General features: G+C 64.2%; 15 protein-coding genes. All 15 read right to left on the bottom strand.

Annotated features, from left to right (window positions below; translation table 11 throughout):
* Positions 1-44: 44 nt before the first annotated feature.
* The 15 genes from BKX93_RS10145 to rfbF all read right to left on the bottom strand — a co-directional run bounded on the left by BKX93_RS10145 (position 45) and on the right by rfbF (position 23,173).
* Positions 45-893 carry a flagellin N-terminal helical domain-containing protein gene (locus BKX93_RS10145; protein ID WP_046158383.1) on the bottom strand — a complete coding sequence of 283 codons (849 nt, stop codon included), beginning with the start codon at positions 891-893 and terminating at the stop codon, positions 45-47.
* A 198-nt stretch (positions 894-1,091) separates the two neighbouring features.
* Positions 1,092-1,940, bottom strand: a complete 849-nt coding sequence (locus BKX93_RS10150; RefSeq protein ID WP_046158382.1) for a flagellin N-terminal helical domain-containing protein — start codon at positions 1,938-1,940, stop codon at positions 1,092-1,094.
* 184 nt (positions 1,941-2,124) lie between these two features.
* A complete protein-coding gene (locus BKX93_RS10155; protein WP_235429470.1) occupies positions 2,125-5,979 on the bottom strand; it encodes a glycosyltransferase in 3,855 nt (1,284 codons plus the stop codon).
* A gap of 208 nt (positions 5,980-6,187) precedes the next feature.
* A complete protein-coding gene (locus tag BKX93_RS10160) occupies positions 6,188-7,942 on the bottom strand; it encodes a B12-binding domain-containing radical SAM protein (protein ID WP_235429329.1) in 1,755 nt (584 codons plus the stop codon).
* Between the two features lie 190 nt (positions 7,943-8,132).
* Positions 8,133-11,690, bottom strand: a complete 3,558-nt coding sequence (locus BKX93_RS10165; RefSeq protein WP_070979684.1) for a glycosyltransferase — start codon at positions 11,688-11,690, stop codon at positions 8,133-8,135.
* A 93-nt stretch (positions 11,691-11,783) separates the two neighbouring features.
* On the bottom strand, positions 11,784-12,857 hold the full coding sequence (locus tag BKX93_RS10170; protein ID WP_070979686.1) for an NAD-dependent epimerase/dehydratase family protein: 1,074 nt from the start codon (positions 12,855-12,857) through the stop codon (positions 11,784-11,786).
* Between the two features lie 9 nt (positions 12,858-12,866).
* Complete coding sequence (locus BKX93_RS10175) at positions 12,867-13,664, bottom strand: hypothetical protein (RefSeq protein WP_083340494.1); 798 nt, start codon at positions 13,662-13,664, stop codon at positions 12,867-12,869.
* A 41-nt stretch (positions 13,665-13,705) separates the two neighbouring features.
* Positions 13,706-14,818 (bottom strand): radical SAM/SPASM domain-containing protein, encoded by a 1,113-nt coding sequence (locus BKX93_RS10180; RefSeq protein ID WP_046158378.1) that lies wholly within the window; start codon positions 14,816-14,818, stop codon positions 13,706-13,708.
* A gap of 94 nt (positions 14,819-14,912) precedes the next feature.
* Positions 14,913-15,503, bottom strand: coding sequence for an NUDIX domain-containing protein (locus tag BKX93_RS10185; protein ID WP_235429328.1), 591 nt, complete (start codon positions 15,501-15,503; stop codon positions 14,913-14,915).
* A gap of 38 nt (positions 15,504-15,541) precedes the next feature.
* Positions 15,542-16,693, bottom strand: coding sequence for a class I SAM-dependent methyltransferase (locus BKX93_RS10190; RefSeq protein ID WP_070979689.1), 1,152 nt, complete (start codon positions 16,691-16,693; stop codon positions 15,542-15,544).
* A 3-nt stretch (positions 16,694-16,696) separates the two neighbouring features.
* Positions 16,697-18,526, bottom strand: coding sequence for a thiamine pyrophosphate-binding protein (locus tag BKX93_RS10195; RefSeq protein ID WP_070979691.1), 1,830 nt, complete (start codon positions 18,524-18,526; stop codon positions 16,697-16,699).
* Between the two features lie 2 nt (positions 18,527-18,528).
* On the bottom strand, positions 18,529-20,016 hold the full coding sequence (locus BKX93_RS10200) for an N-acetylneuraminate synthase family protein (protein WP_046158374.1): 1,488 nt from the start codon (positions 20,014-20,016) through the stop codon (positions 18,529-18,531).
* Between the two features lie 13 nt (positions 20,017-20,029).
* A complete protein-coding gene (gene rfbH, locus BKX93_RS10205; protein WP_070979693.1) occupies positions 20,030-21,343 on the bottom strand; it encodes a lipopolysaccharide biosynthesis protein RfbH in 1,314 nt (437 codons plus the stop codon).
* A 16-nt stretch (positions 21,344-21,359) separates the two neighbouring features.
* A complete protein-coding gene (gene rfbG, locus BKX93_RS10210) occupies positions 21,360-22,418 on the bottom strand; it encodes a CDP-glucose 4,6-dehydratase (protein WP_070979695.1) in 1,059 nt (352 codons plus the stop codon).
* Complete coding sequence (gene rfbF / locus BKX93_RS10215) at positions 22,403-23,173, bottom strand: glucose-1-phosphate cytidylyltransferase (protein ID WP_070979697.1); 771 nt, start codon at positions 23,171-23,173, stop codon at positions 22,403-22,405. The genes rfbG and rfbF overlap by 16 nt, the downstream gene beginning before the upstream one ends.
* Positions 23,174-23,175: the final 2 nt, after the last annotated feature.

The following is a 23,175-nucleotide window of genomic DNA, read 5'->3' on the forward strand; positions in this document are numbered from 1 at the left end:
GCCCAACCGGAGCTGTGACTGGCTTTACCATCAGTGTACTACTGTTATTGCAGCAGCGTCAGAGCTGCCTGGGGCAGAGTATTCGCTTGTTTCAGGATAGACGCGCCAGCCTGTTGCAGAATCTGGTTCTTAGTCAGGTTAGCCGTTTCCGAAGCAAAGTCCACATCCACGATCCGGCTATTGGCCGCAGTCAGGTTTTGCACGTAGTTCTGCAGGTTGGCCACCACCGCGTCAAACCGGTTTTGCACCGAACCCCAGGTGGAACGCACCGTCGAAATTTCCGCGATGTCCGAATCCAGCGACGACAGAATGGCCGAGGCGCCCGACTGCGTGGTGATGTTGATCGTGCCGGTGGCCGTCAGCGCCGAGCTGTAGCTGCACAGCACGCCCGCGGAGGTCATATCCTGCGACGAAATCGAAACCTGGTTGCTGCTGGCACCGGACGAGCCCACTTGGAAAGTCAGCACCGCGCTACCGGACAACAGCTGGGTGCCGTTGAACTGGGTGGTTTGCACGATACGCGAGATTTCCTGGGTCAGCTGGTCCACTTCGTTTTGCAGCTGCGAACGGTTGGTGTTGCTCACCGAGGCGTTGGAGGACTGCACCGCGATTTCGCGGATACGCTGCAGGTTGTTGGCGATCTGGCCCAGCGCGCCTTCAGCGGTCTGACCTACGGAAATACCGTCGTTGGCGTTGCTGATCGCTTGGTTGTTGCCGCGGATGGCCGAGGTCAGCGTCTGCGAAATCGCCAGACCGGCGGCGTCGTCCTTGGCGCTGTTGACGCGCAGGCCGGAAGACAGACGTTGCAGCGACTTGGTCAGCGACATCTGCGAGTTGTTCAAATTCAGCTGCGCCTGCAGCGAGGATACATTGGTGTTGACGGTAATAGCCATGGTGACTCTCCTGGTGCTTTGTGTGGGCAAAACAGCTTGCTTACACAACTTATCGACCGAGGAGGTCTGAACTTTATGGCCAGCATGTGAATTTTCACATCAACACCATCAACTCCTTCATCCTCATCGCCAGGCTTCCAGTCCACCCATCCACCGCAGCCTGACGAACAGGCTGCGGCCAGGCACCTTCAAACGCGCTTACTGCAGCAGCGTCAGGGCGGCCTGAGGCAGGGAGTTGGCCTGCTTCAGAATCGAGCTGCCCGCCTGTTGCAGAATCTGGTTCTTGGTCAGGTTGGCCGTTTCCGAGGCGAAGTCCACATCCATGATTCGGCTATTGGCCGCAGTCAGGTTTTGCACGTAGTTCTGCAGGTTGGCCACGACCGCGTCAAACCGGTTCTGCACCGAACCCCAGGTGGAACGCACCGTTGAAATTTCCGCGATGTCCGAATCCAGCGACGACAGAATGGCTGAGGCGCCCGACTGAGTGGTGATGTTGATCGTGCCGGTGGCCGTCAGCGCCGAGCTGTAGCTGCACAGCACGCCAGCGGAGGTCATATCCTGCGACGAAACCGATACCTGGTTGCTGCTGGCGCCGGACGAACCCACCTGGAAAGTCAACACCGCGCTGCCGGACAACAGCTGAGTGCCGTTGAACTGGGTGGTCTGCACGATACGCGAGATTTCCTGGGTCAGCTGGTCCACTTCGTTTTGCAGCTGCGAACGGTTGGTGTTGCTCACCGAGGCGTTGGAGGACTGCACCGCGATTTCGCGGATACGCTGCAGGTTGTTGGCGATCTGGCCCAGCGCGCCTTCAGCGGTCTGACCTACGGAAATACCGTCGTTGGCATTGCTGATCGCCTGGTTGTTGCCGCGAATGGCCGAAGTCAGCGTCTGCGAAATCGCCAGACCGGCGGCGTCGTCCTTGGCGCTGTTGACGCGCAGGCCGGAAGACAAGCGGGCCAGCGATTTGGACAACGACGCCTGAGAGCCGTTCAGGTTCAGCTGGGCCTGCAGCGATGAAATATTGGTATTGACGGTAATTGCCATTTTCGTTCCCCTTATCAGCCCAGCGGGCTACCAAAATAATTGCCTGTTGCCAACTTGATCGGCCCCGGCGGGGAAACGTTGATGAAAATGGCAAAATTACCAAAAATGCAGACTATCTCCTTTGGAAAGAAAAACCCCGGGTGCATACCCGGGGCTTAACGTCATCCGGTGACTCGGCTAGCGCTCAACCATGCAGCACGCGGAACCATTCCTCGTAATGGTCCTCCAGCCAGTAGTCTTTATCGAACCAGGCCTTCAGCGCATCGCCCTCCTTCGCCAGCGCGTCCAGATCATGCACCCGCGCGCGGATGGCCTCGATCCAGACGTCTGCCCGATTGGGCAGGCGGCATACCGGCGCGTCATTGGTCTGATACGGATAAATGTCGGTGCACACCACCGGCCAACCCAGCACGCCGTACTCCAGCAGCCGGAGATTGCTCTTCGCCTCGTTGAAAGGGTTGAGCTCCAGTGGCGCCACCGCCAGATCCAGGTTCAGGCTGGCCACTTTCGCGGCATAATCGGCGAAGGGCACCGCATGGTGCATCTCGGCCACATAGGGACGGAACTGCGGCAGGCACATGCCCATGAACACCCAGTCCACTTCCTTGTAAGTGGCGAGGATCACCTCGTGGATCAGCTCCAGATCGCCGCGGTGCTGGCCAGCGCCCACCCAACCGACTCTGGGCTTCTTGCCGGCGCGGCGCTCGGACTTCAGGTCGCCCCACACGCTTCTGCGCAGCCGGTTCGGCGCGATGACCACCTCGCCCACCATGTTCTGGATGAAATCGGCCAGAGGCTGGGTGGAGACCACCGCAGCGTCGCACAACTTCAACACCCGGCGAAGGCGTTGCTTCGCGTCGGGGTAGTGGCGGGACCAGTGGTCGTACAGGCTGCTTTTCTCCGGCACGCCGCCCACTAGGTCGTCCAGGCCGAACACGATGCGCAGATCCGGAATGTACTTGCGGTAGGCATCCATCGTCTCATAGAGATAATCGCTGATGCCGGTATGCAGCAACACCGTATTCGGCGCCTGGCGGGCCAGTTCCACCACGGTGGGAATGCCGGCGGACGGCTGGTGGATCTCGCCGTCCAGTTTGCCTTTTTCCTGCAGCACCGACAGCGGCTGGCTCAAACGGTATTCGCCGCTGCCACCCGGCACCGGCACGCCCAGCACCCGCTTGCGGCCCGGCAGCTTCGCGTCCCAGGCGACGATGCGGTCAGATTCGATCAAGCCGCGTTTGTTGCGCAGCGACAGGTGGCGGTTGAAGCCGGGATCGTTCGCCAGCACCGGCAGCCAGCGCGCCAGCATCACCTCCATCTCCTCTCGCTCGCGCACCGCCGCCTTCAATGCGGGGCGCGGATCGGTGGTGACGCGGCCTATGCTCTTGGCGTGGTGGTGGTACAGCACCACGAACGGGTTGTAGACGTTGCGAAGGCCGGCCGCCTGGACCTTCAGGCAGAAATCGACATCGTTGAAGCAGACCTGCAGCTTCTCCTCGTCCATTCCGCCCACGAGCTCGTAGATCTGTTTCTCCACCAGCAGGCAGGCTGCGGTGACGGCGGAATAGTTCTGCATGGTCAGGCTGCGGTTCAGGTAGCCCGGGAACAGGTAATCCATGTCTTCGAAGATGTGGTCGGCCACCGAATACATCCCGCCGGGCATGCCCAGCACGATGCCGGCATGCTGCACGCGGCCGATCTCCGGATACAACAGGCGCGCGCCCACCGCGCCGACGCCCGGCTGCTGCGCGGTCGCCAGCAAGCGCTCCAACCAATGCGGAAACACCACTTCGGTGTCATTGTTCAGCAGCAGCAGGTATTCGCCGCGCGCCTCGCGCGCGCCGAGATTGCACTGGGCGGAGAAGTTGAACGGCGCATCATAGGCCAGGATGCGGATCCGGCCCGGATGGCTGGCCTGGATTCGCTCGTAGAACTCGAAGGTTTCCTGGTCTTCCGAGCCGTTGTCGACGATCAGCACTTCGAAATTCTGGTACGCCGTGGTGCCGAACAAGCCGGCCAGGCAGGGCTCCAGGCATTCCAGCTTGTCCTTGCTCGGAATGATCACCGACACCAGCGGCGAGGCCAGCAACTGGTACTGGTAATAGAAGGTGCCCGGCACCAGCCCCTCATCCACCGACGCCGGCAGACCGCAACGATTGATATGGCTCTCAAGCGCCACCCGTCGGGAGGCGTTGCCCAGGCGGTCGCTCTTGGGGTCCACCCAGGGCAGGGATACCAGCACGTCGTCGACATGGCCGATCGCGCCGCGGTCCCAGCGCTCGTACACGCGCAGCAGCGCATCGTAGCAATGCGCGCGCGGGTAGGCTTGCATGCCGCCGAGCTTGGCCAGCGTTTCCCGGTTGAACGCCACCGCGTAGCTGGTGTAGTCCATGGAACGCAGGTAATCGGGCGAGAAGTCCGGCAGGAAAGCCGGACGGAAGCGCCTGCCCATCGGCGAGACCACGTCATGATCGCAATAAATGGCGCCGTATTCCGGATGGACGTGAATTTCCTCTCCCAGACGCGCGAGCGCGTTGGGCTGCAAGCGCGCGCCCGCGGGCAATAGCATGACCCAGTCGGACGGCACATCGGCGATCACGCTGTTGATGACATCCGCCACCTGCTGGTCGTTCTCCAGGCTATCTAGCTGCAGCCAGGCGAGCTGGGGATTGCTGCTGAAAATCGGGTCGGGTTCCGGCGTGTCGGAAATCACGATCAGCCGCCAGTTCCGGTACAGCACGTCCTCCATCGCGGAAAACGTTTCCGACAGCCGCGCCAGGCGGTTGCCAGGCGCCAGAACGATCAGGTTGAACATCGGCACCTGCTTCCAGGCCAGCATCATGCGCTCGGCAAGCTGCTCCGCGTGCACTTCCCGCAGTTGGCGGCGCTTCACCAAGCGCCGGTAGGCCTTCGAGCCGTCGATGTCGTTTTCGCCCAGATCGTATTGGATGATATGGCCGAACTGGGCCGGCATCTGGACTTTGAGGCCATCCGGCAGCAATTCGGCGTACCGGGCCAGCAGATCGCCGACCCGCTGTTCCAGCAAGCGCTTGTCCAGCACATGGCGGCGGGCGGCCTCCGCCTGACGGACGCGCAACTCCGGATCGTCGATCAGCTTGCTGACCCCGGTCACCCATCCGTCTTCGGTATTCTCCGCCACCACCGCCAGGCCGCTGTCCTTCAGATCCGCATATGGCGGGACCTCGGACACGACCGCCGCCGCGCCGACCACCGCGTACTCCAGCCACTTGATGTCGGATTTGAAGTCGTTGAACTCGCTGCGCACCAGCGGGGCGATGCCGATATCGATCTTGAGCTTGGCCAGCTCCGCCAGGTATTCGTTGTAAGTGACGAATTCCGCCACCTTGCGCACATCCTTGATGCCGACGAAGTCCGGGGGCACATCGCCCCAGAACACGAATTTCACCTGGCCGGCGTACTCGTGATAAATCCGCTTCAACGCGGCGGACACCATTTCCACGTCCTTGCCGTGGGTGCTGGTGCCCGCGAAGCCGATGGTGATCTGGCCGCTGTGCGGCATAGGCTCCACCAGGCGTTCCGACGCCAGGCAATTCTGGAAGACGAAAATCTTGTCGTTGTAGGGCTTCACCTTCTCGACCAGCGCCTCGGTCGACACGGTCACCAGCGAACACTTGGGCAACAGCCATTCGATGCCGTCGAACGCCGGCTGGCACAAGTTGTACATCACGTGCTGCTCGGGCGTGTCCAGCAGCCAGTCGTCCGTTTCGTAGACCAAGGGTTTGCCGGACTCGACGATCATCTCCAGCACCGGCCTGAATTCCGGGTAGGGAAACAGCCGCTGGACGACGAACATGTCCATCGAGTCCACAAAATCCTGATCATCCTTGAATGGATAATCACCCTCGAAGCTGTACTCAACTTGATTGCGGAAAAGATAGGCATCCAGCACCGGCGACATCAGGCGGAGCGGATCGCCCAGCCGCAGCTTGAAGCAGGCTGCGTCCTGCAGGTCTCGGGTCAGAACGCCAATGCGCGGCTTGCGGGGTTGTTGTTCCACGTTATTTTCCTGTGATTTCATGGCTGAGGCTCGCTAGGAAATGAATGAATCCGGCCACTCCAAACAGCATAACAGATCGCGGCCGGACCGCGCCGTCAGCCACCGGGGGCGGCCATCCCTCCTTGCGGGCCATAAGGCAAAACATGGAGCGAAACCGCTCATTTCCAGCAGTTTCGCTCCATGGGTCCGGTCAGCAGACCGGGTTGGCTCAAGCGGAAGCCGCGATGATCTGGGCGTCGTCGGCATCCGCCATGGCCGGAGAGACCAGGACTTCCGCCAACAGGCCGTAATGCTCCGTCGACCAGTCGGCCGGATTGACGCCCTCCAGGCCGAAGATCCATGCCCAGCGTCCCCAGAACGGCGTCTGGATCGATTCCAGATAACTGGCATAGTGAAGCTCGGCCTCCCCTGCCCGCCCCCACTCGCGGTAGCACTTCGCCAGGTAATAATGGGCGAACGCATGGTCGCTCTTCAGACGCAGCACGTTCTTCAGCCCGCGCTCCGCCCAGGCGTAGTTGCCGCAGCGGATGTCGTAGTTATGGACAAAATTGAGATCCAGATTCATGAAGTACTGGTATTCCTGGATGAACTCGGCGCTGAAGTCTTCGGTATTGATGACCGCCGTCCGGTAGTCGGAGCCCAGATCGTTGATCTTGATGTAGCCCTTCTCCTTGGAGATGTCGTGGATCTCGCTGCCGACGATGGGGCTGGCGCAGGCGATGTTGAACCAGTTGGAGGCGATCTCGCGCAGATTGCGTCGCGCCTCCTCCAGATCTTCCTTGGTCTCGCCCGGCATGCCGATCAGGATATTGGTGTTGGTGTAGATGCCGAGGTCGCGGCAGTCCCTGGCCACCCTCTCGGAAATCTTCATCTTCAAGGGCTTTCTCATCTGCTTCTTCAGCACCTTCTCGCTGCCGCTTTCCACCGGCAGCACCAGGTGGCGGACGCCGGCGTCCCAGAAGGCCTCCAGCATCGGACGGTCCAGCGCGTACAGCGTCAGGCCGTTCTGGTACACCGATTGCAGCTTCAGCGATTTCACGATCTCCAGGATCTTGTACACCCGGTCCGAATCGGCCATCAGGTGGTCGTCCTGGAAGATGACCGTCGCCGCGTCGTACTTCTCCACCAGGCGGGTGAAGTCCTCCTGCACGCGCGCCAGCGAGTGGTAGCGCATCGAGCGGCCATGGGTGCGGTGCGAGGCGCAGAAGGTGCAAAGGAAGGGGCAGCCGCGCGAGGTCATCACGTGAAAGCCGCGGGTCTTGTCCAGATTGTGGTAGGACGCCACCACCTGATTGATCTCGTGCTTGTCGATATCGCACAGGTCGTAATCGAAGAACGGGATTTCATCCAGATCGTCGATGAAGTCGTGCTTGGGCGCGAACAGCGCCTCGCCCATCACCTTGCCCCGGGTGATCCAGGCATCCGAGTTGGCCAGGAAGCCGCGCGGATCGTCCGACTCCAGCAAATGCAACATCGGCTTCTCGCCCTCGCCGAAGCAGAGGCCGTCGAAGAAAGTGCAGCCCATGTCGCGGTAGATCTGCTCGTAACTGTTGGTGGGGATGTTGCCGCCGCCGACCACGATGCTGTCCGGCCAGACCTCCTTCGCCACCCTGCCGCAATCCATGAAATTGGGAAAAGACGGGCTGAACAGCGAGGAGATGCCGACGAAATCGGGCTGGAAATCCTTGATCTGCTGGAAGAAGTGCCGGCACAAGGCCTCGAAACAATCGAAGGGCACCGCATCGAGCGCGTTCACCTCGGCGTTGAAATCGATAAGCTTCACGTCCAGCGACAGGAATTTCTTCAAGTACGCGGAGATGGACAGCGGTCCCAAGGGCAAATCGGTGCGGGGAATGTTGTAAACCTTCCCATCTCCTTTGGCCAGCTGCACATTGTAGTACTCGGGTTTGGTAAACGAGTCCCAGGAAATGTGCATGGGCACGACAAACAGCAGTTTCTTCATCCCACCCTCCCCGATCAACGGTCTGATCCTGGCGCCCTGCGCCGGACTCGCCATTCATCTGCAACGCTAACGATTTCACGAAAACCGGCTGCGGGCCCCTATCGCTCGGGCCCCGCCTCATCTATCCAAACGATCGCACCGCCATCCACCTGCCCGCGCTGAGCGGGATGGAACGATGCCGCATAACGCTTTATCGGCCGATGGCCTGCTGCCATGAGGACAAATATCGACCCAGCAGGCCATTTTCCCGCACCCAGGCCCGCAATTCGTCTCCCGCCCTGGCCGATGCCTCCGGATCGCCCGACCATTCGCGCAGCGCGCGGCCCCAGCACGCGGTGTCATTCTCCACCTTTGCCGCCGGCGCCGGCGTGCGGCCCCATTCACCCACCGCGCTGCAGACCACCGGTATGCCGAGCGCGCCGTACTCGAGCAGACGCAAGGGGCTGGCCACCTCATTGACCAGCACGGCGGTCTTGGGCAGCACCGCCAAGTCCAGGCTCAGGCTAGCCAGCTTGGCCGGATAATCGTCGCCGGACAGATCAAACGGATGGTGTTCCGCCAGGCAAGACTTGAGCACATCGGGGCAGTCGCCCAATACGACCCAGTCGATCTCCCCGGCCGTCGCCAGGATGAGGCCGCTGAGCAGCAGCAGATCCGCGGCTTCGCCATGGGTTCCGGTCCAGCCGACCCTGGGCTTCTTGCCGATGCGGCGCAACGACTGCAGATTCTCCCAACGCGCCTCGTCCAACCCATCCGGCACCAGACGCACGTCCTGGGCGAAGCTGCCGACCATCTCGCGCAACGACTCGGTGGGTACGATGATCCTGTCTACCTCTCCCGCCAGGGCCCGCAAATGGGCCAAGCCATAGCGGACCGTCATGTCTGGCCCGCAATCCAGGCCATCCAGCGCCAGAATCGACAGCATGCCGGGCCGGCTCCGCCTCTGCCGGCGCTGCCACGCCAGGAAAGCCGGATCGAAGCGCACGGTCTGCAACAGCACATCCGGCGCCAGCCTCTCCATCTCCCCTGGACCCGGCATGCGCTGCGCGGCGGGAAACCTCGTCGCCAGGCACTGGTTGTCTTCCTCCAGACGCCCCAACGGCGCGCAGAGACGCCTCGCGCCGGCCTGCGACTCTCCCGGCAGCGCCAACACTCGCGTCCGCTCATGGAAATCGGTATCCCACTCCGGGGAAAACACGTTATCAAGCTGGAAGGCCTGCCCGCCTGTCAGGGCCAGGTGGCGATTATGAGAAGAATCCTGCGCCAGCCAGCCTTGCCAGCGCTGGGAAATGGCATCCGCGTCGCAGACGGCGGTCGCCGCCGGCGCGTCGATATCCGCCTGCCGGCCCGCGGAAACGAAAGGCGTCCACACCAGCCACTTGCCCGCCGCCCGGACTTTGAGCCCCAGATCGACGGCCGCGTTGAAAACATCCGGCAGCGAGGCGTCGATGCCGCCGATCTGCTGGTAGAACGACCGGCCCATCATCAAGCAATCCAGCAGCAGGCCGCCCGGGTTGTGCTCCACCGCCTGCCGGTTCAGATGGCCCGCGCCAGACTCGGCGGCGCCATCGAACACCGTGGCCGCGCCTTCCTCCGCCCCCAGCAACAGCGGTCCGCGCCAGATTTCCGCGCCGTTTGGCCGCAACAGCCGCGGCGCGACCGCGCCGACTTCGGGCCGCGCCGCCAGGCCGAGCAGCGCGGCGATCGCGCCCGGTTGCGCGATCTCCACCCGGCTGTCCACGAACAGCAGGTAATCGCCGCTCGCCGCCTCCGCGCCCAACTGGTAGCGCGCGGCCAGGCTCAGCGACGGATCGCAGGGCAGCAGCTTGGCGGAATCCGGCAGATCCGCCTCCGGGGCCACGGCGAGTATCTCGCATGGGAAACCATTCAGGCCTGCCAGCAACGCCTCGACGCAAGGGGCAAGATGGAAACCGCCGCCGGCATCCGCCGCCACGATGGACAGCTTGGCCCTCTCCGGCGCCGCGTAGCGGATGCGGCGGGTGCCGGGAACCGCGCCCGGCTGGATGCCGGCGTCGAGCCCCTGGCGCGACAGGTGGGCCGCCAGCGCGCGCTCCAGCGCAGCCGTCTCGGCGGGCTCGGACGCCGCCGGCAAATGCAGCAGCATGTCTGAGATGTGGCCGATGACCGCCGCGCCATAACGATCATGCACCCGCAGCAGGGCATCGTAGCCGTCCGCGCCGGGAGCCTCGGCGAAAGCGCCGACATCCTGCAGCGCTTCGCTCCGGAGCCAGACGCCAGGACCGACATAGTCGAAGCCGCGCAGCAGATCCAGATTGAAATCCGGCTTGAACGCCGGCTGGCTGCGCTTGCCGTCGGCAGCGATGACATCGCTGTCGCTGTAGATGGCCTGCCACTCCGGATACAAGGCGGCGTGGTCGCCAAGCGACAGCAGGGCCTGCGGCTCCAGCTCCGCCCCTACCGGCAGGATGCCTATCCAGTCGCTCGGCAGCGCGCCCAGCACCGCCGCGTACGCCTGGGTCAGCTGGTTGGCGTCGCGCACATTGTCTATGCGCAGCCAGCCCAGAACGTCGGAATACTGGAACACCGCGCTGGGCTCGTCGAAATCGGCGACGAAAATCAGCTGCCAATGCTTGTACAGCTGCTGCTTCAGCGCATTGATCGATTTGATCGCGTCCGGCCAGCGGTCGGACGTCACCGGCATCAGAATGATGAAGTGCGGCTGGCCGCCCCAGCTGTGGACCATCCGCTCCGCGTGCAGTTGGGCGGCGGCAGGCTTCAACGCATGCCTGGCGATCCAGGCATCGTAGCTCGCCTCTTCCGCGCTCGGCGCCGCGGCCGCCTGGAACGAAGGACACACCACTTCGTTCATCGCGCTTTGCGGCAGTTTCTGCGATCTGTCGATGAAGATTTCAAGCTGATTCAGCAGGTCGAGCTGGTATTGGTGATAGACCTGCTGGTATTCCAGAGTCTTGGCGTGCGCAGCGGCAATGGCTTCCGGCGTATCCTCGAAGGTCACCCCCGGCAAGGCCAGGCCCAGGGCCACCCCGGCGCGCTCCTCCGGCTTCTTGGAATACACCGTCTCTTTGATCACCACCGGGCAACCGCACAGCAGCGCCTCGGAAATGATCGCGGAGTTGGCGAAGGTGTACACCACCTTGCCCTGCCTCAGCAGCGCCGCCAGCTCCTCATGGCTTTGCGGCCAGTCGTAGGTGATGACGGTGGAGTCCTTGAACAGCTCGGGGAATTCCCGCTCCGCATGCTTGTAGCGGCCGGGATAAACCAGCGTCAGGTGCCGATCGGCATCGTGATGGTTGTCGTCGTTATTGAAGATGCCGGTATCGATGGAGGGGATGAAAACGTAGGACGGATCGGAGTACTTGGCAAAATCGACATAGTCCTGATGCCAGAAAACCAGCATGTCCGACGACGGATAATCCTTGGGGCCGCCCAGCAGGCCGGGATGGTTGAGGATGTAGCGCACCACCGCGCTGGCGTTGAGCGGGTTGCCGTGCACCACCTCGGGATAGACCACGATGGGAGACAGTTTGGTCGTCTTGTGGCGCTCGACGATGTCCGGGGTCAGGTAGGGCGTCCTGAGCTTGGGATTGGTCTCCGGCGAAAAGACATACGCCTCCTCGCCCAGCTTGTTCAAGTAATGGCACAGCAGGTGCATGGCGCGGACGCCGTTGGAAGTCCGCGTATAGCCTGGCGCGCAGATGTAATAAGGCCGGTGCTTCTCGTTGTAGAATTTTTTCTCGATCTGCATATTTTCTTGCTTTCGTGTATTCCTTGCGCCGAGCCCCGCCGCGGCCGCCTGGCTCCAGAACGCTAGCCGGAAAACGCAGCCAGACTTGCGGGGTCATGCTTGTAGAAACGCATCCGCCGAAAATCGGATGGCGTCGTCCAGCGATGTCCATGCCTCAAGGCCCAATTCCGTCCGCGCCCGGCCGATGTCCGGCACATAGAGGCTGCGCACCGGGTTGCCGACGCTGGCGTCCGGGCGGCCGAGGATCCGCACCTCGATGCCCGGATTCAGACGGTCGCGCACCAGATGCGCCAACTCCGCGATGGTGACGATGCGATCCGATCCAACGTTGAAGACCGCTGCCTCCCCCTTGCGCTGCAGCAACATCATCAGCCATGCCGCCAGATCGCCCATATACAGGTAGGAACGCGCCGGAGAGCCGTCCCCATTGATGATGATAGGCTCTCCCCGCAACGCGCACCGGATGAAATTGCCGATCGCATAATGGATGTCCAGCGGCATGAAGGGGCCGACGAAAGCAAAACAGCGGGCGACGCTCAATTGCCAGCCATGGCGCCGCGCGTAGGCGGCGCACAGGAACTCCGCCGCGCGCTTGGCCTGGCCCAGCGCGGTGTCCGGGTCCATCGTGTCTGGCGCGACCGGATCGTCCTCCCGCAGCGGCAGGCCGCGCGGCGACGGGCCGTAAGCGGCGCCGGAGCTGGTGAACAGGAAATGCCCGACACCGGCCTCCGCCGCGAAATCCAGCACGCGCCGGGTGCCGGCCACCAGGGTGTCGAACTTGTTCAATGGGCTTTCGCCATTAAAGGTTTCATGAGCGGAAGTGGTGGCCGCGTGAATAACGTGGGTGAAACGTTGCGCGGGAAACGCGAAATCGCGCACGTCGCCGACATGGAAGCGGATGGCCGGGTTAGCGGCCAAATGCGGCGCCTGCCGCGCGAACGCGTCCGGATCGCGGCTGAGCGCCAGCACGCGGATATCGGTCTTCAGCCGGGCATTGGCGTGGACGATGGCCTCCAGCAGCCAGCGGCCGAACCAACCGGTGCCGCCGCTGACGAACAGCGACGCGCCGCGCAGGTTTTCCCACACCTCGGGCTTGCGCGCGAGGATGGCGTCCAGATCGTCGTTCAGCGTGCGACGCGGCCGGGCGGCCTGGCTGACGGCTGCCATCCGGCCCGCCTACTCGGCCAGGACCACCAGGCCGCCGGCCCAGTACTCGGCCGCCATGTTCTGGTGAACGCGGCGGTTGAAGGTGAGGTCGTAGCCGTAAGCCTCGAAATGATAGCCGATGCCCTCTTTCTCGCTGTCCAGCCCCGCCAGCCACAACAGCGGCGGATAGCCATCCTTGCGCAGCAGCAGGTCGGGCGAGCCGATGAAGGCGGCCGCGGTGTCGTAGCCGCCCGCCAGCAGGAAATCCCCGGGCAGGCTGGCCATCTGTTCGATCGCCGCCGGAATCGAATACTCCAGCAGGCAGGGGAAGTAGACACCCACCACCGGACCGTTCGCCATCGCGTCGATCAAGCTCTGATGGCGCGAGCCTTCGGCCGGGATCAGTTTGCCGGCCAAGCCGGCCTTGTAATGGTTGGAGAAGCTGTATTCCGGCAGCGCCTGGGCGTACGCCCGCTCCACCCCCGGCAGATAGCGGCTCTCCAGCGCCGCGCCGATGTCGTCGTGGCTGGCGGCCGGCAGCAGGAAGGGCATGTACGGGCCGTTGAGGATGCCGCGGGTGGCCTCGTCAGCGGCCAAGCGGGCCAGGATGGCGCGCGCGCGGCGCTCGAACTCGGCCGCGTCCAAGCCGGCGTCGCCCAACTGGCCGACGATGCGCTGATGGATGGCGGCGTAGTCCAGCGCCGGCTGGGCCGGCAGGAAATAACGCCTGGTCTGGCGATGGCAGGCGGCCTGGGTCGCCTCATGCGGCAGGCAGCGGCCGTGGGCGTCGAAACGCTGCGCGGTTTGGATCATGTCTGGTGCGTTCATCGGGTAAAGCCTTTACCGTGGTTCTGTGGGTCGTGCCGGCGTCAGTCGTGCAGCGAGTCTTCGTCGGAGAAGCCCTGTCCCCACGGCAGCGGCAGGAACTTGGCGCCCGCGGTCTTTTCCGTGTGGATCTTGATGAACTTGGGGTCTTCGCCGATCAGGCAGTCGGGGCGGTGCGGCCCCAGCCACGGGTTGCGCATGCCGCGCGCCAGCACTTCCTTCAGCGGCGTTTCGCGCAGATTGCCGATGGAGAAATCGATGTACGGGCACGGCGTCACTTCCATGGTCGAGGTAACGGTGATGATGCCCTTGACCGTGATGCAGCCCTTGTGAGAACCGTAGGAAGGCGTCATGTGAGTGAAGACGTTGTACTCCTTCTCCATCTGCCGCAGGATGTCGGCGTCTTCCTTGTCGATAACGAACTCCGGATGCTCGGTGCAGGAACCGGTCGGTTTGGCGTAGGACACGTACAGGCCGAAACCGCGCTGGGTCGCGTATTCGCACATCTGGCGGAATTCCTTGCTCTTGGCCCGGCCCTTGACCAGCACGGTCGACAGGATCAGGTTCAGGCCGGCGTCCAGACAGGCGTCCACCGCGCGGATCACCCGCTTGTACGAGCCGGGCTTGTTGCGGAAGTTGTCATGGTCCTTCTCGACGAAGCTGTCCAGCGACAGCTGGATCTTTTCCACGCCGATCGACTTGAGATGCTTGGCGCGGTCCAGATCGAGGAACCAGCCGTTGCTGTCGACGATCACATAATGCTTGTCCGGATCGATGGCGGCGACGACATCGTCCAGATCCTTCATCACCAGCGGCTCGCCGCCGGTGATCACGAAGCGGGCAAGGCCCAGCTCGTCCGCCTGGCGCGACAGATTGCGGATGTCCTCGAATTCCATCTTGCTGCGGGTATCCACCACCTTGATCACATTCTTCAGGTGGCGGTCCATATAGTATTCGGCCGAGCAATGCGTGCACTTGAAATTGCACAGATAGCTCTTCTCCAGCCGGATGATGGGGCTGATCTCCCCGCGCTCTTCCATTTCAGCGATGCGCGCCAGCTTGGCGGCGATGTACGGCTTGCGCTGCGCGAGATCATTGCGTTTCGTCTGCTCTGCCTGGCTCAAAGCCAAGTTCGCGGTTTCCAGGGGAGCATTCATGTGGGTATCTCCAGATCTTTCCATCCTCGCCATCCGCGCAGGCGCCGGCAAGGCTTTTCAAGTATTTCGAGTGTATCAGAGAGGCTATGCCAGATTAGCGTGCCGCCCGGTTTTCTGTATGAGCATTTCTTATATGATTTTCGGCCTGCCCGAGCGAAACTTGAGCCGAGGGGAGCGGGCTGCCCCCCTGCTCGCCATCGATGAAGGCCCGGTAAATCTCATGCACCCGGATCAGATTGTCCGGACAGCGCCGGTGCCAGGCCCAGTCTCCATCCCGGGGGGACGCCGGGTCGAACCGCCTCGCCTCGTCCGGCGGCGTCCGCAGCCGGCATTCGTGCAACAGCGAAATGAAATGCCCGCGGACGTCGCGGCTGTGATTGACGATCTCGTGCTGGCACAACGGACGCGGGTCGAAGGCTGCCTCGACGCCGAGCTCTTTGGCCGCCACCGCGGCGATGCGCTCGGCCGAGCTCTCCTTGAAACGGATAATCCCGCCGGGAATGTGCCAGCCCGGTCCGTAGAAGCGGTCGTGCCGCCAGGTAAGCAGCGTGCGTCCCTGATCGTCGCGGATCAGCAGGTCGACGTTGACCATCGGCGTCAAGCTGCTGACGAACAGGAATACCTCTTCCGGCAGGCCATCCCGCGCCGATCCCACCGCCTCGCGCAGGGTTTCGATCGCCTGCAAGACGGCCTCCGGCGAAACCGATGGTCGATGCGGCATGGCTACGCCTCCGGAGCAAGGGTTCGCAGCACGTCGCCGTCCAGCATGGCGATGGCGACGCGCGCGCCGTGGCGGGCGCGGATCTGCCTCACCACTTCCGCACTATAGCTGGCCGCCAGCACGATCACCGCGTCCACCTCGCCGTCGTTTAGCCTCTCCGGCGGCACGATGGGCAGATGGGTGGCGGGCGTGTAGCGGCCCTGCTTGAACGGCGCGGAATCCAGCACATAGCGGATGCGGCCGGCGATGCCCATCAGGCTGATCAGCGCCAACGACTGGTGACCCGCGCCCCAGATCGCCACCCGGCCGGATTCGAAGCGGCCGAGGAAGTCGTCGAACGACGCGCGCAGCGCCGTTTCACAGGCGATCAGCCCGGACAGATTCTGCGGGCGGCGCTTTCTGACCGTGGCCGACAACACGTAGTCGTGCCAGGCGGCTCTGCAATCCAGCACTTCGAAGCCGTTGGCCTCCAGCAACCGGACCAACGTGCGCTCGGTGAAGTAGAACAGGTGGTCCGGGATGAACTCGGCGAACAGGCCCTTCTCGAGGATCATGTCGAAGTTGGGCACTTCCACCATGCCAACGGCGCCGTCGGCCAGATTGGCGGCGATGCCTTGCAGCGTCAGCTGCGCGGTCGGGATGTGCTCAAGGAAGTTCAGGATCATGAAGCCGTCGAACGGGCCGGCCGCCAGCCTCGTGTCCGGGCCGTCGACAAAGCCCCGCTCCGCCCGCAAGCCGGCCTGATGGCAAGCCGCCACCGACTCGGGCAGATGCTCGACGCCATAGGCGTCGGCGCCGGCCTCGGCCAGCAGCGACAGATACTCGCCGCGGCCGCAGCCGACTTCCAGCACCTTGCGCCCCGCCAGGCCGTGGTCTCTCAGCCAGCCGCCGAACTGCTTCAGGCGGAAATCGCGCATCTCCGGCGAGATGCCGGCGGCGCGGATCACGTCGCGCCAGTAAGGCACCGGCTCGGCGTCCAGCTGGACCAGGCCGCAGCCGCCGCATTGGCGCAAAGCCAGCGTCACGCCGCGGTCGGCGGACAGCTGTTCGGCGGTCGGCAGGCCCTGGGCCGCGGCCGGCATGCCATGCTGGACCAGCAAGGGCTCGGCAAACAGCGGCTGCGCGCAGATGCGGCAATGGTCGACGGCGGCCATCGCTCAAACGCCTCGCTTGGCGGCTTCCGACGCCGGCAACAGCGGAATCAGCATTTCCGCGCGCAACTGCTCCAGCGGCAGCAGCGGCGACATGTCCTCCAGCGGCATCGACAACATCGAGCCGTCCGGCTGCGGCAAGGCGGCCGCCTTGGGCTGCAGCGTTTCGTTCTCGTTCAGCCGCACGTCGCACAGTATCGGGCCCGGATGCGCCATCACCTTGGCCAATCCTTCCGCCAACTCCTCGACGCGGGCTATGCGCAGCGCCGGCAGGCCGTAGGCCTCGGCCAGCGCCAGCGCGTCCGGAATCAGCACGCCGGCTTCCGGCCCGGTGCCGACGTAGCGGCTGTCGAAATAATTGCGCTGGGTGTTGCGGATGGAGGCGTAGCCGTTGTTGTTCATGATGAACAGGCGGATGGGCAGTTGCAGCGCCTTCAGCGTGGCCAGCTCCTGCAGGTTCAGCTGCAGGCTGCCGTCGCTCTCGACCGCGATCATCGGCTGGGAACCGTTGCCGAGGCAGGCGCCTATCGCCGCCGGCAGGCCGTAGCCCATCGAACCGAGACCCGAAGTCAGGAACACGCGCTGGCCCAGCTTGTTGCGGAACACGGTGTAGAACACCTCGACCGCGAGGCCGGAGCTGCCGGTGGAGATCAGCGTGTTCTCCGGCGCGGCGTCGGACAGCGCGTCGACAAAATGGTAGTGGCTGATCTGGCCGCTCTTCGGGAACGGCGCGCCGTCCTGCACCGGGTAGCGGCGCTTCCAGTCGGCGCAGCGGTCCAGCCACGGCTGCCAGCGGGCCTTGGGCAGGCGCTCGCCATCAGCCAGCAAGCCCTCCAGACAGGCTTTGGCGTCCATCGCCAGCGGCAGGTCGATTTCCATCTCCAGCTTGGCGATCTCGGCGGCGTCGACGTCCACCACCACCTTGCGCGCGGCGCGGGCGAAGCCCTTGGGGTTGTAGGCGGTGAGGATGTTGTCGAGACGGCTGCCGATGGCGATCAAGAGGTCGCAGTTCTGCACCGCGAAGTTGCCGGGCCGCAGCGCCACCACGCCGGGGCGGCCGGCGCACAGCGGGCTGTCCCACGGCACCAGGTCCATCGCGTTCCAGGTGGTGGCCACCGGCACTTGCAGCTTCTCGCTCAACTGGCGCAGCGCGTCGGCTCCGCCGGCGATGCGCACGCCGTGGCCGGCCAGGATCAGCGGCCGCTCGGCCTGTTTCAGCAGATCGGCGATGGCCGCGACATAGTCTTGCTTGACCGGCGCGGCCTCCGCCTCCGGCTGCCAGCCGGGCAGGCTGGAAGGATCGATGGGCGCGGCCTGCACGTCCAGCGGTATGTCCAGCCACACCGGGCCGGGACGGCCGCTGTGCGCCAGATGCAGCGCCTGCTCCAAATGCTGGCGGATGGCTTGCGGATCGGTGACGGTGACCGCGTACTTGGTCACCGGGCGCGCCATGGACACCACGTCCACTTCCTGCACGCCCTTCTGGCGCAGGCCGCTGCCTTGCAGCAAGTCGGCGCGCTTCACCTGGCCGGAGATCACCAACAGCGGCAGCGATTCGATCCAGGCGCCGGCCACCGGCGTCAGAATGTTGGTGGCGCCGGGGCCGGTGGTCACCATCGCCACGCCGGTGCGCTCGGCCAGCCGGCCGTAGGCCTCGGCGGCGATGCCGCAGGCCTGCTCATGGTGGCAGTGCACCGCGCGGATGTCGGGCTGCTGCGCCAGCGCGTCGTTCAGGTGCATCGCGCCGCCGCCAGGCAGCAGGAACACGTGGCGCACGCCGCGCGCGGCCAGGAAATCCATCACGTAGTCCGCCAGGCGGACGAGTTTTGCGGTCATGCTTACATCCAGTAGGTCAGGCGGGTCTTGCGGTCCTTGTTGGCGCTGACCCGCTCGTCGGTATAGTAGGAATCGTCGACATAATGGGTGGACGAGATCTCCTCGAACACCACGCCATTGCGGCTATGGAAGCGGTGGCGCACGCCGCGCTGCACGGTGATGACGTCGCCGGCCTGCGCCTGGCGCTCCTCGTCGTCCAGCCAGATGGTCATCTCGCCGTACAGCACGATGAAGGTTTCTTCCTTCTTGTGGTGGTACTGCTCCGGATGGGTCTGGCCCGGCAGCATCACGATCAGCTTCTTGCAGTACTCGCGGTTGACCACGGTCACCATGGTCAGGCCGTATTCGTGGAAATGCTCCATGCCGTAATGGTGGGAGATTTCCAGTTCGGAACGGCCCGGCACCACGATCTTGCCGCGCTTGAACAATGCCTTCACCGCCTCCACCGCCTTCTGCACCTTGTCGCGCAGGTTCACCGGCTCCATATCGGCGGCCATGATGGGCGCGTCGGCGGCGATCGGCGTCTTGGCGGTGTAGCGGACATATTTTGACCACTCGTTGGCGGTCAGCTGCCCTTCCACCGGCGGGAAGGCGAAGGTGACGTTGTCGGCGCTCAGCGCCTCGCCGGCGGCCACCGGGCGGGTGGCGAACACGCCGCGGCGCAGCGAGCGCAGGCTGGCTTGCTCGGTTTCCGACACCGCGTCGTCCTCGCCATCGCCCAGCATCGCCAGCGCGCGCGCGGCGGCGGCCAGCCAGCGGCGGACCTGTTCCGGATTGGCGGAGTAATTGTTGATGCCATACTGGTCGGTGGGCAGGCCCACGTGTTTCTCAAACACCGTCGCGCCCTGGGCGACCGCCAGCATGATGGGCTCCATCAAGTCTGGGTCTTCGTGGGTGGAGTAGCCGATGCGCACGCCGGCGTACTGCTGGCGCAGCGCTTTGATCCGCGACAGGTGCAAATGGTCGTCCGGCGTCGGGTACTCGGCCACGCAGTGCATGATGGTCAGGTCTTTGCCGCGATGCAGCATGAAGCTGACCACCTTGTCGATGTCCTCGCGCCGCGCGCCGGCGGTAGACGCCACCACCGGCTTGTCGCTGCGGGCGATGCGCTCCAACAGCGGCCAGTCGGTGAACGAGCAGCTGGCGATCTTGATGATCTCGATGCCGTGTTCTTCGATCAGATCGACCGACTCCTCGTCGAACGGGGTGCAGATCGCCTTGAAGCCGTTGGCCTTCATCTCGGCCACCAGCTTCTGCATCTGCTCCGGCTGCAGCCGGGTCTCCTCGAAGCGCTTGACGTATTTGACGTCGTCGCGGCCCTTGAAGCTGGAGTGGATGAAGGTGTCCAGATTGCGATACTGCAGCTTGAAGCCGAAGTCGAAATCGAAGCCCTGGCAGGACTCGCGGATGGCGCGGATCAGCGCGACGCCGTGCTCGACGTTGCCCATGTGGTTGTTGGCCATCTCGAAGATGAATAGCGGCTTGCTCATGATGGGCCTCTCCCTAGTCGAAGTTGGCGCCGAGGAAGGTTTCCAGCTTCTCGACGGTGAAATCCAGCATTTCCCGGCTCAGGCCCGGATAGAGGCCGATCCAGAAGGTGTCGTTCATGATGCGGTCGGTCACCGGCAGCGGCGTCGCGCAGCGGTAGTTCCGGCCTTGCATATAAGGTTGCCGGGTCAGATTGCCGGCGAACAGCAAGCGGGTGCCGATCCGATGCTGATCCAGGTAGTGCAGCAGATCGACGCGGCTGACCTGGGCCTCCGGCTTCAGCGTCAGCGGGAAGCCGAACCAGGACGGGTCGGAGCCCGGCGTCGCCTCCGGCAGCACCAGGAATTCGGCGCAGCTTTGCAGCCTCTCGCTCAGATAAGCGAAGTTCTGCTTGCGCGCGGCGATGAAGCCCTCCAGCCGATCCAGCTGGGCCAGGCCGCAGGCCGCCTGCATGTCGCTGATCTTCAGGTTGTAGCCCATGTGGGAATAGGTGTACTTGTGGTCATAGCCACAGGGCAATTGACCTAATTGCCATTCAAAGCGCTTGCCGCAGGTATTGTCCTTGCCTGGCGCGCAATAGCAGTCGCGGCCCCAGTCGCGCACCGACTCCATGATCAGCCGCAGCTGCGGATCGCGGGTGAACACCGCGCCGCCCTCGCCCATGGTGATGTGGTGGGCCGGGTAGAAGCTCAGCGTGCCGATGTCGCCGAAAGTGCCGACCTTTTGGCCGTTGAAAGTGGAGCCCAGCGCGTCGCAGCAGTCCTCCACCAGCCACAGGCCGTGCTTGCGGGCGAAGGCGGCCACCTTGTCCAGGTCGAACGGATTGCCCAGCGTGTGGGCGATCATGATGGCCTTGGTGCGCGGCGACAGCGCGGCTTCCAGCAGATCGGCGTCGATGTTGTAGGTCGGCAGTTGAACGTCGACGAACACCGGCACCGCGCCGTTCTGGATGATGGGGTTGACCGTGGTGGGGAAGCCCGCGGCCACGGTGATCACCTCGTCGCCCGGCTTGATCGCGCGCTCGCCAAGCCTAGACGAGGTCAGCGCAGTGAAAGCCACCAGATTGGCCGACGAGCCGGAATTGACGGTCAACACGTGCGGCAGGCCTATGAATTCGCCCAGCCGGGTTTCGAAAGATGCGTTGAAGCGGCCGGTGGTCAGCCAGGCGTCCAGCGCGGCGTCCACCATGTTCGCCACCTCCGCGGCGCCGACCACCTTGCCGGACGGCGGCACCGCGGTCTGGCCGGGGATGAACTCGGCCTGGGCCAGGCGCGCTTCGGCGTATTGACGCACCAGGGCGAGGATGGCCTCTCGGCTTGTGTCAGTCATGTCTTGCTCTCTTTGCTCAGCCGCGCGTATAGGCTGAGATCTGCTCTAAGGTAAAGGCCCGCATGTCTTCGCCGCGCAGCCAGGCGCGGTGCCAGTCCAGCGTGGCCGACAGCGCCGCCTCCAAATCCCAGCGAGGCGTCCAGCCCAGTTGCTGGCGCGACTTGGCGCTGTCCAGCCGCAGGGTCTGCGCTTCATGGGGATGATCACCGCCGTCGCGGTGCCAGCCGGCGGAGCCGCCCCATTGCCGCGCCAGCGTGTCGGCGATCCAGGAGACCGGGCGGTTGCTGTCGTCGGCCGGGCCGAAATTCCAGGCCGACGCGGCATCGCCCTGCCCCGCTGCCAGCCGCTCGGCCAGCCTCAGGTAGCCGGCCAGCGACTCCAGCACATGCTGCCAGGGGCGGATGGCGCCGGGGCTGCGGATGGCTAGGGAGCGGCCCTCGGCGAAGGCTTGCAACAAGTCGGGCACCAGCCGGTTGGCCGACCAGTCGCCGCCGCCTATCACATTGCCGGCGCGCGCGGTGGCGATGGGGGCGCAGCCCGGGTAGGAGCGCCGGTAGGCGGCGCACACCAGCTCGGCGCAGGCCTTGCTGCTGCTGTAGGGATCGTGGCCGCCCAGCGCGTCGCTCTCGCGGTAGGCCCACGGCCACTCATGATTTTCGTAACATTTGTCGGTGGTGACCGCCACCACCGCTTCGACGCCCGGACAATGGCGCACCGCGTCCAGCAGGTTGGCGGTGCCCATCACATTGGTCGAGAAGGTGCCCAGCGGGTCGGCGTAGCTGTGCCGCACCAGGGGTTGGGCGGCGAGGTGGAACACGATGGACGGGCGACAGGAACGAACGGCGTCGGCCAATGCCGCCGCGTCGCGGATGTCGGCCAGCGTCGTCGCGGTCCGGCCGCCGACGGCGGCGGCATCGAACAGCGACGGCGAGCGCTCCGGCGCCAAAGAATATCCGTGCACTTCTGCGCCCATGGAGGCCAGCCACAGGCTGAGCCAGCCGCCCTTGAAGCCGGTGTGGCCGGTCAAAAAGACCTTGCGTCCGCGCCAGAAGGCCGGGTTCACCACAGCTTCCACGGCGCCTCCTCGCTCTGCCACAGCTCCTCTAGCAAGGTCTTGTCGCGCAGCGTGTCCATCGGCTGCCAGAAACCGCTGTGTTCATACGCGGCCAGCTGGCCGCGGCTCGCCAGCGTCTCCAGCGGCTCCGACTCCCACACGCAGTCGTCGCTGTCTATCAGATCCAGCACCGATGGCTTCAGCACGAAGAAGCCGCCGTTGATCATGCCGCCGTCTCCGCGCGGCTTTTCCTTGAAAAACTCCACCCGCTCGTCGCGGATCTCCAGCGCGCCGAAACGGCCGGGCGGATGCACCGCGGTGACGGTGGCTTCCACGCCCTGGCTGCGGTGGTACTCGACGGCTGCGGTGATGTCGATGTCGCTGACCCCGTCGCCGTAGGTGAAGCAGAAGTCCTGCTCGTTCTCCAGGTGCCTGCGCACCCGCCCCAGCCGGCCGCCGGTCTGCGTGCTTTCGCCGGTGTCGACCAGGGTCACCCGCCACGGCTCGGCGTGGCGCTCGTGCACGAACATCTGGTTGTTGCTCAGATCCAGCGTGACGTCGGAAGTGTGGAGGAAATAGTTGGCGAAGTATTCCTTGATCACATATCCCTTGTAGCCCAGACAAATGATGAAATCATTGATGCCGTGGGCGGAGTAGATTTTCAGGATATGCCAGATGATGGGCTTGCCGCCGATCTCGATCATGGGTTTGGGGCGAAGATGGGACTCCTCGCTAATGCGCGTACCAAGACCACCGGCCAAAATCACGGCTTTCATAC

Source organism: Chromobacterium vaccinii (genome assembly GCF_001855275.1).
Classification (GTDB): Bacteria; Pseudomonadota; Gammaproteobacteria; order Burkholderiales; family Chromobacteriaceae; genus Chromobacterium; species Chromobacterium vaccinii.

Coding starts and splice junctions, on each gene's coding strand:
- BKX93_RS10195 (WP_070979691.1), bottom strand. CDS start 18,526: ATGACCGCAAAACTCGTCCGCCTGGCGGACTACGTGATGGATTTCCTG.
- BKX93_RS10170 (WP_070979686.1), bottom strand. CDS start 12,857: ATGGCAGCCGTCAGCCAGGCCGCCCGGCCGCGTCGCACGCTGAACGAC.
- BKX93_RS10175 (WP_083340494.1), bottom strand. CDS start 13,664: ATGAACGCACCAGACATGATCCAAACCGCGCAGCGTTTCGACGCCCAC.
- rfbF (WP_070979697.1), bottom strand. CDS start 23,173: ATGAAAGCCGTGATTTTGGCCGGTGGTCTTGGTACGCGCATTAGCGAG.
- BKX93_RS10180 (WP_046158378.1), bottom strand. CDS start 14,818: ATGAATGCTCCCCTGGAAACCGCGAACTTGGCTTTGAGCCAGGCAGAG.
- BKX93_RS10145 (WP_046158383.1), bottom strand. CDS start 893: ATGGCTATTACCGTCAACACCAATGTATCCTCGCTGCAGGCGCAGCTG.
- BKX93_RS10160 (WP_235429329.1), bottom strand. CDS start 7,942: ATGAAGAAACTGCTGTTTGTCGTGCCCATGCACATTTCCTGGGACTCG.
- BKX93_RS10200 (WP_046158374.1), bottom strand. CDS start 20,016: ATGAGCAAGCCGCTATTCATCTTCGAGATGGCCAACAACCACATGGGC.
- BKX93_RS10190 (WP_070979689.1), bottom strand. CDS start 16,693: ATGGCCGCCGTCGACCATTGCCGCATCTGCGCGCAGCCGCTGTTTGCC.
- BKX93_RS10150 (WP_046158382.1), bottom strand. CDS start 1,940: ATGGCAATTACCGTCAATACCAATATTTCATCGCTGCAGGCCCAGCTG.
- rfbH (WP_070979693.1), bottom strand. CDS start 21,343: ATGACTGACACAAGCCGAGAGGCCATCCTCGCCCTGGTGCGTCAATAC.
- BKX93_RS10165 (WP_070979684.1), bottom strand. CDS start 11,690: ATGCAGATCGAGAAAAAATTCTACAACGAGAAGCACCGGCCTTATTAC.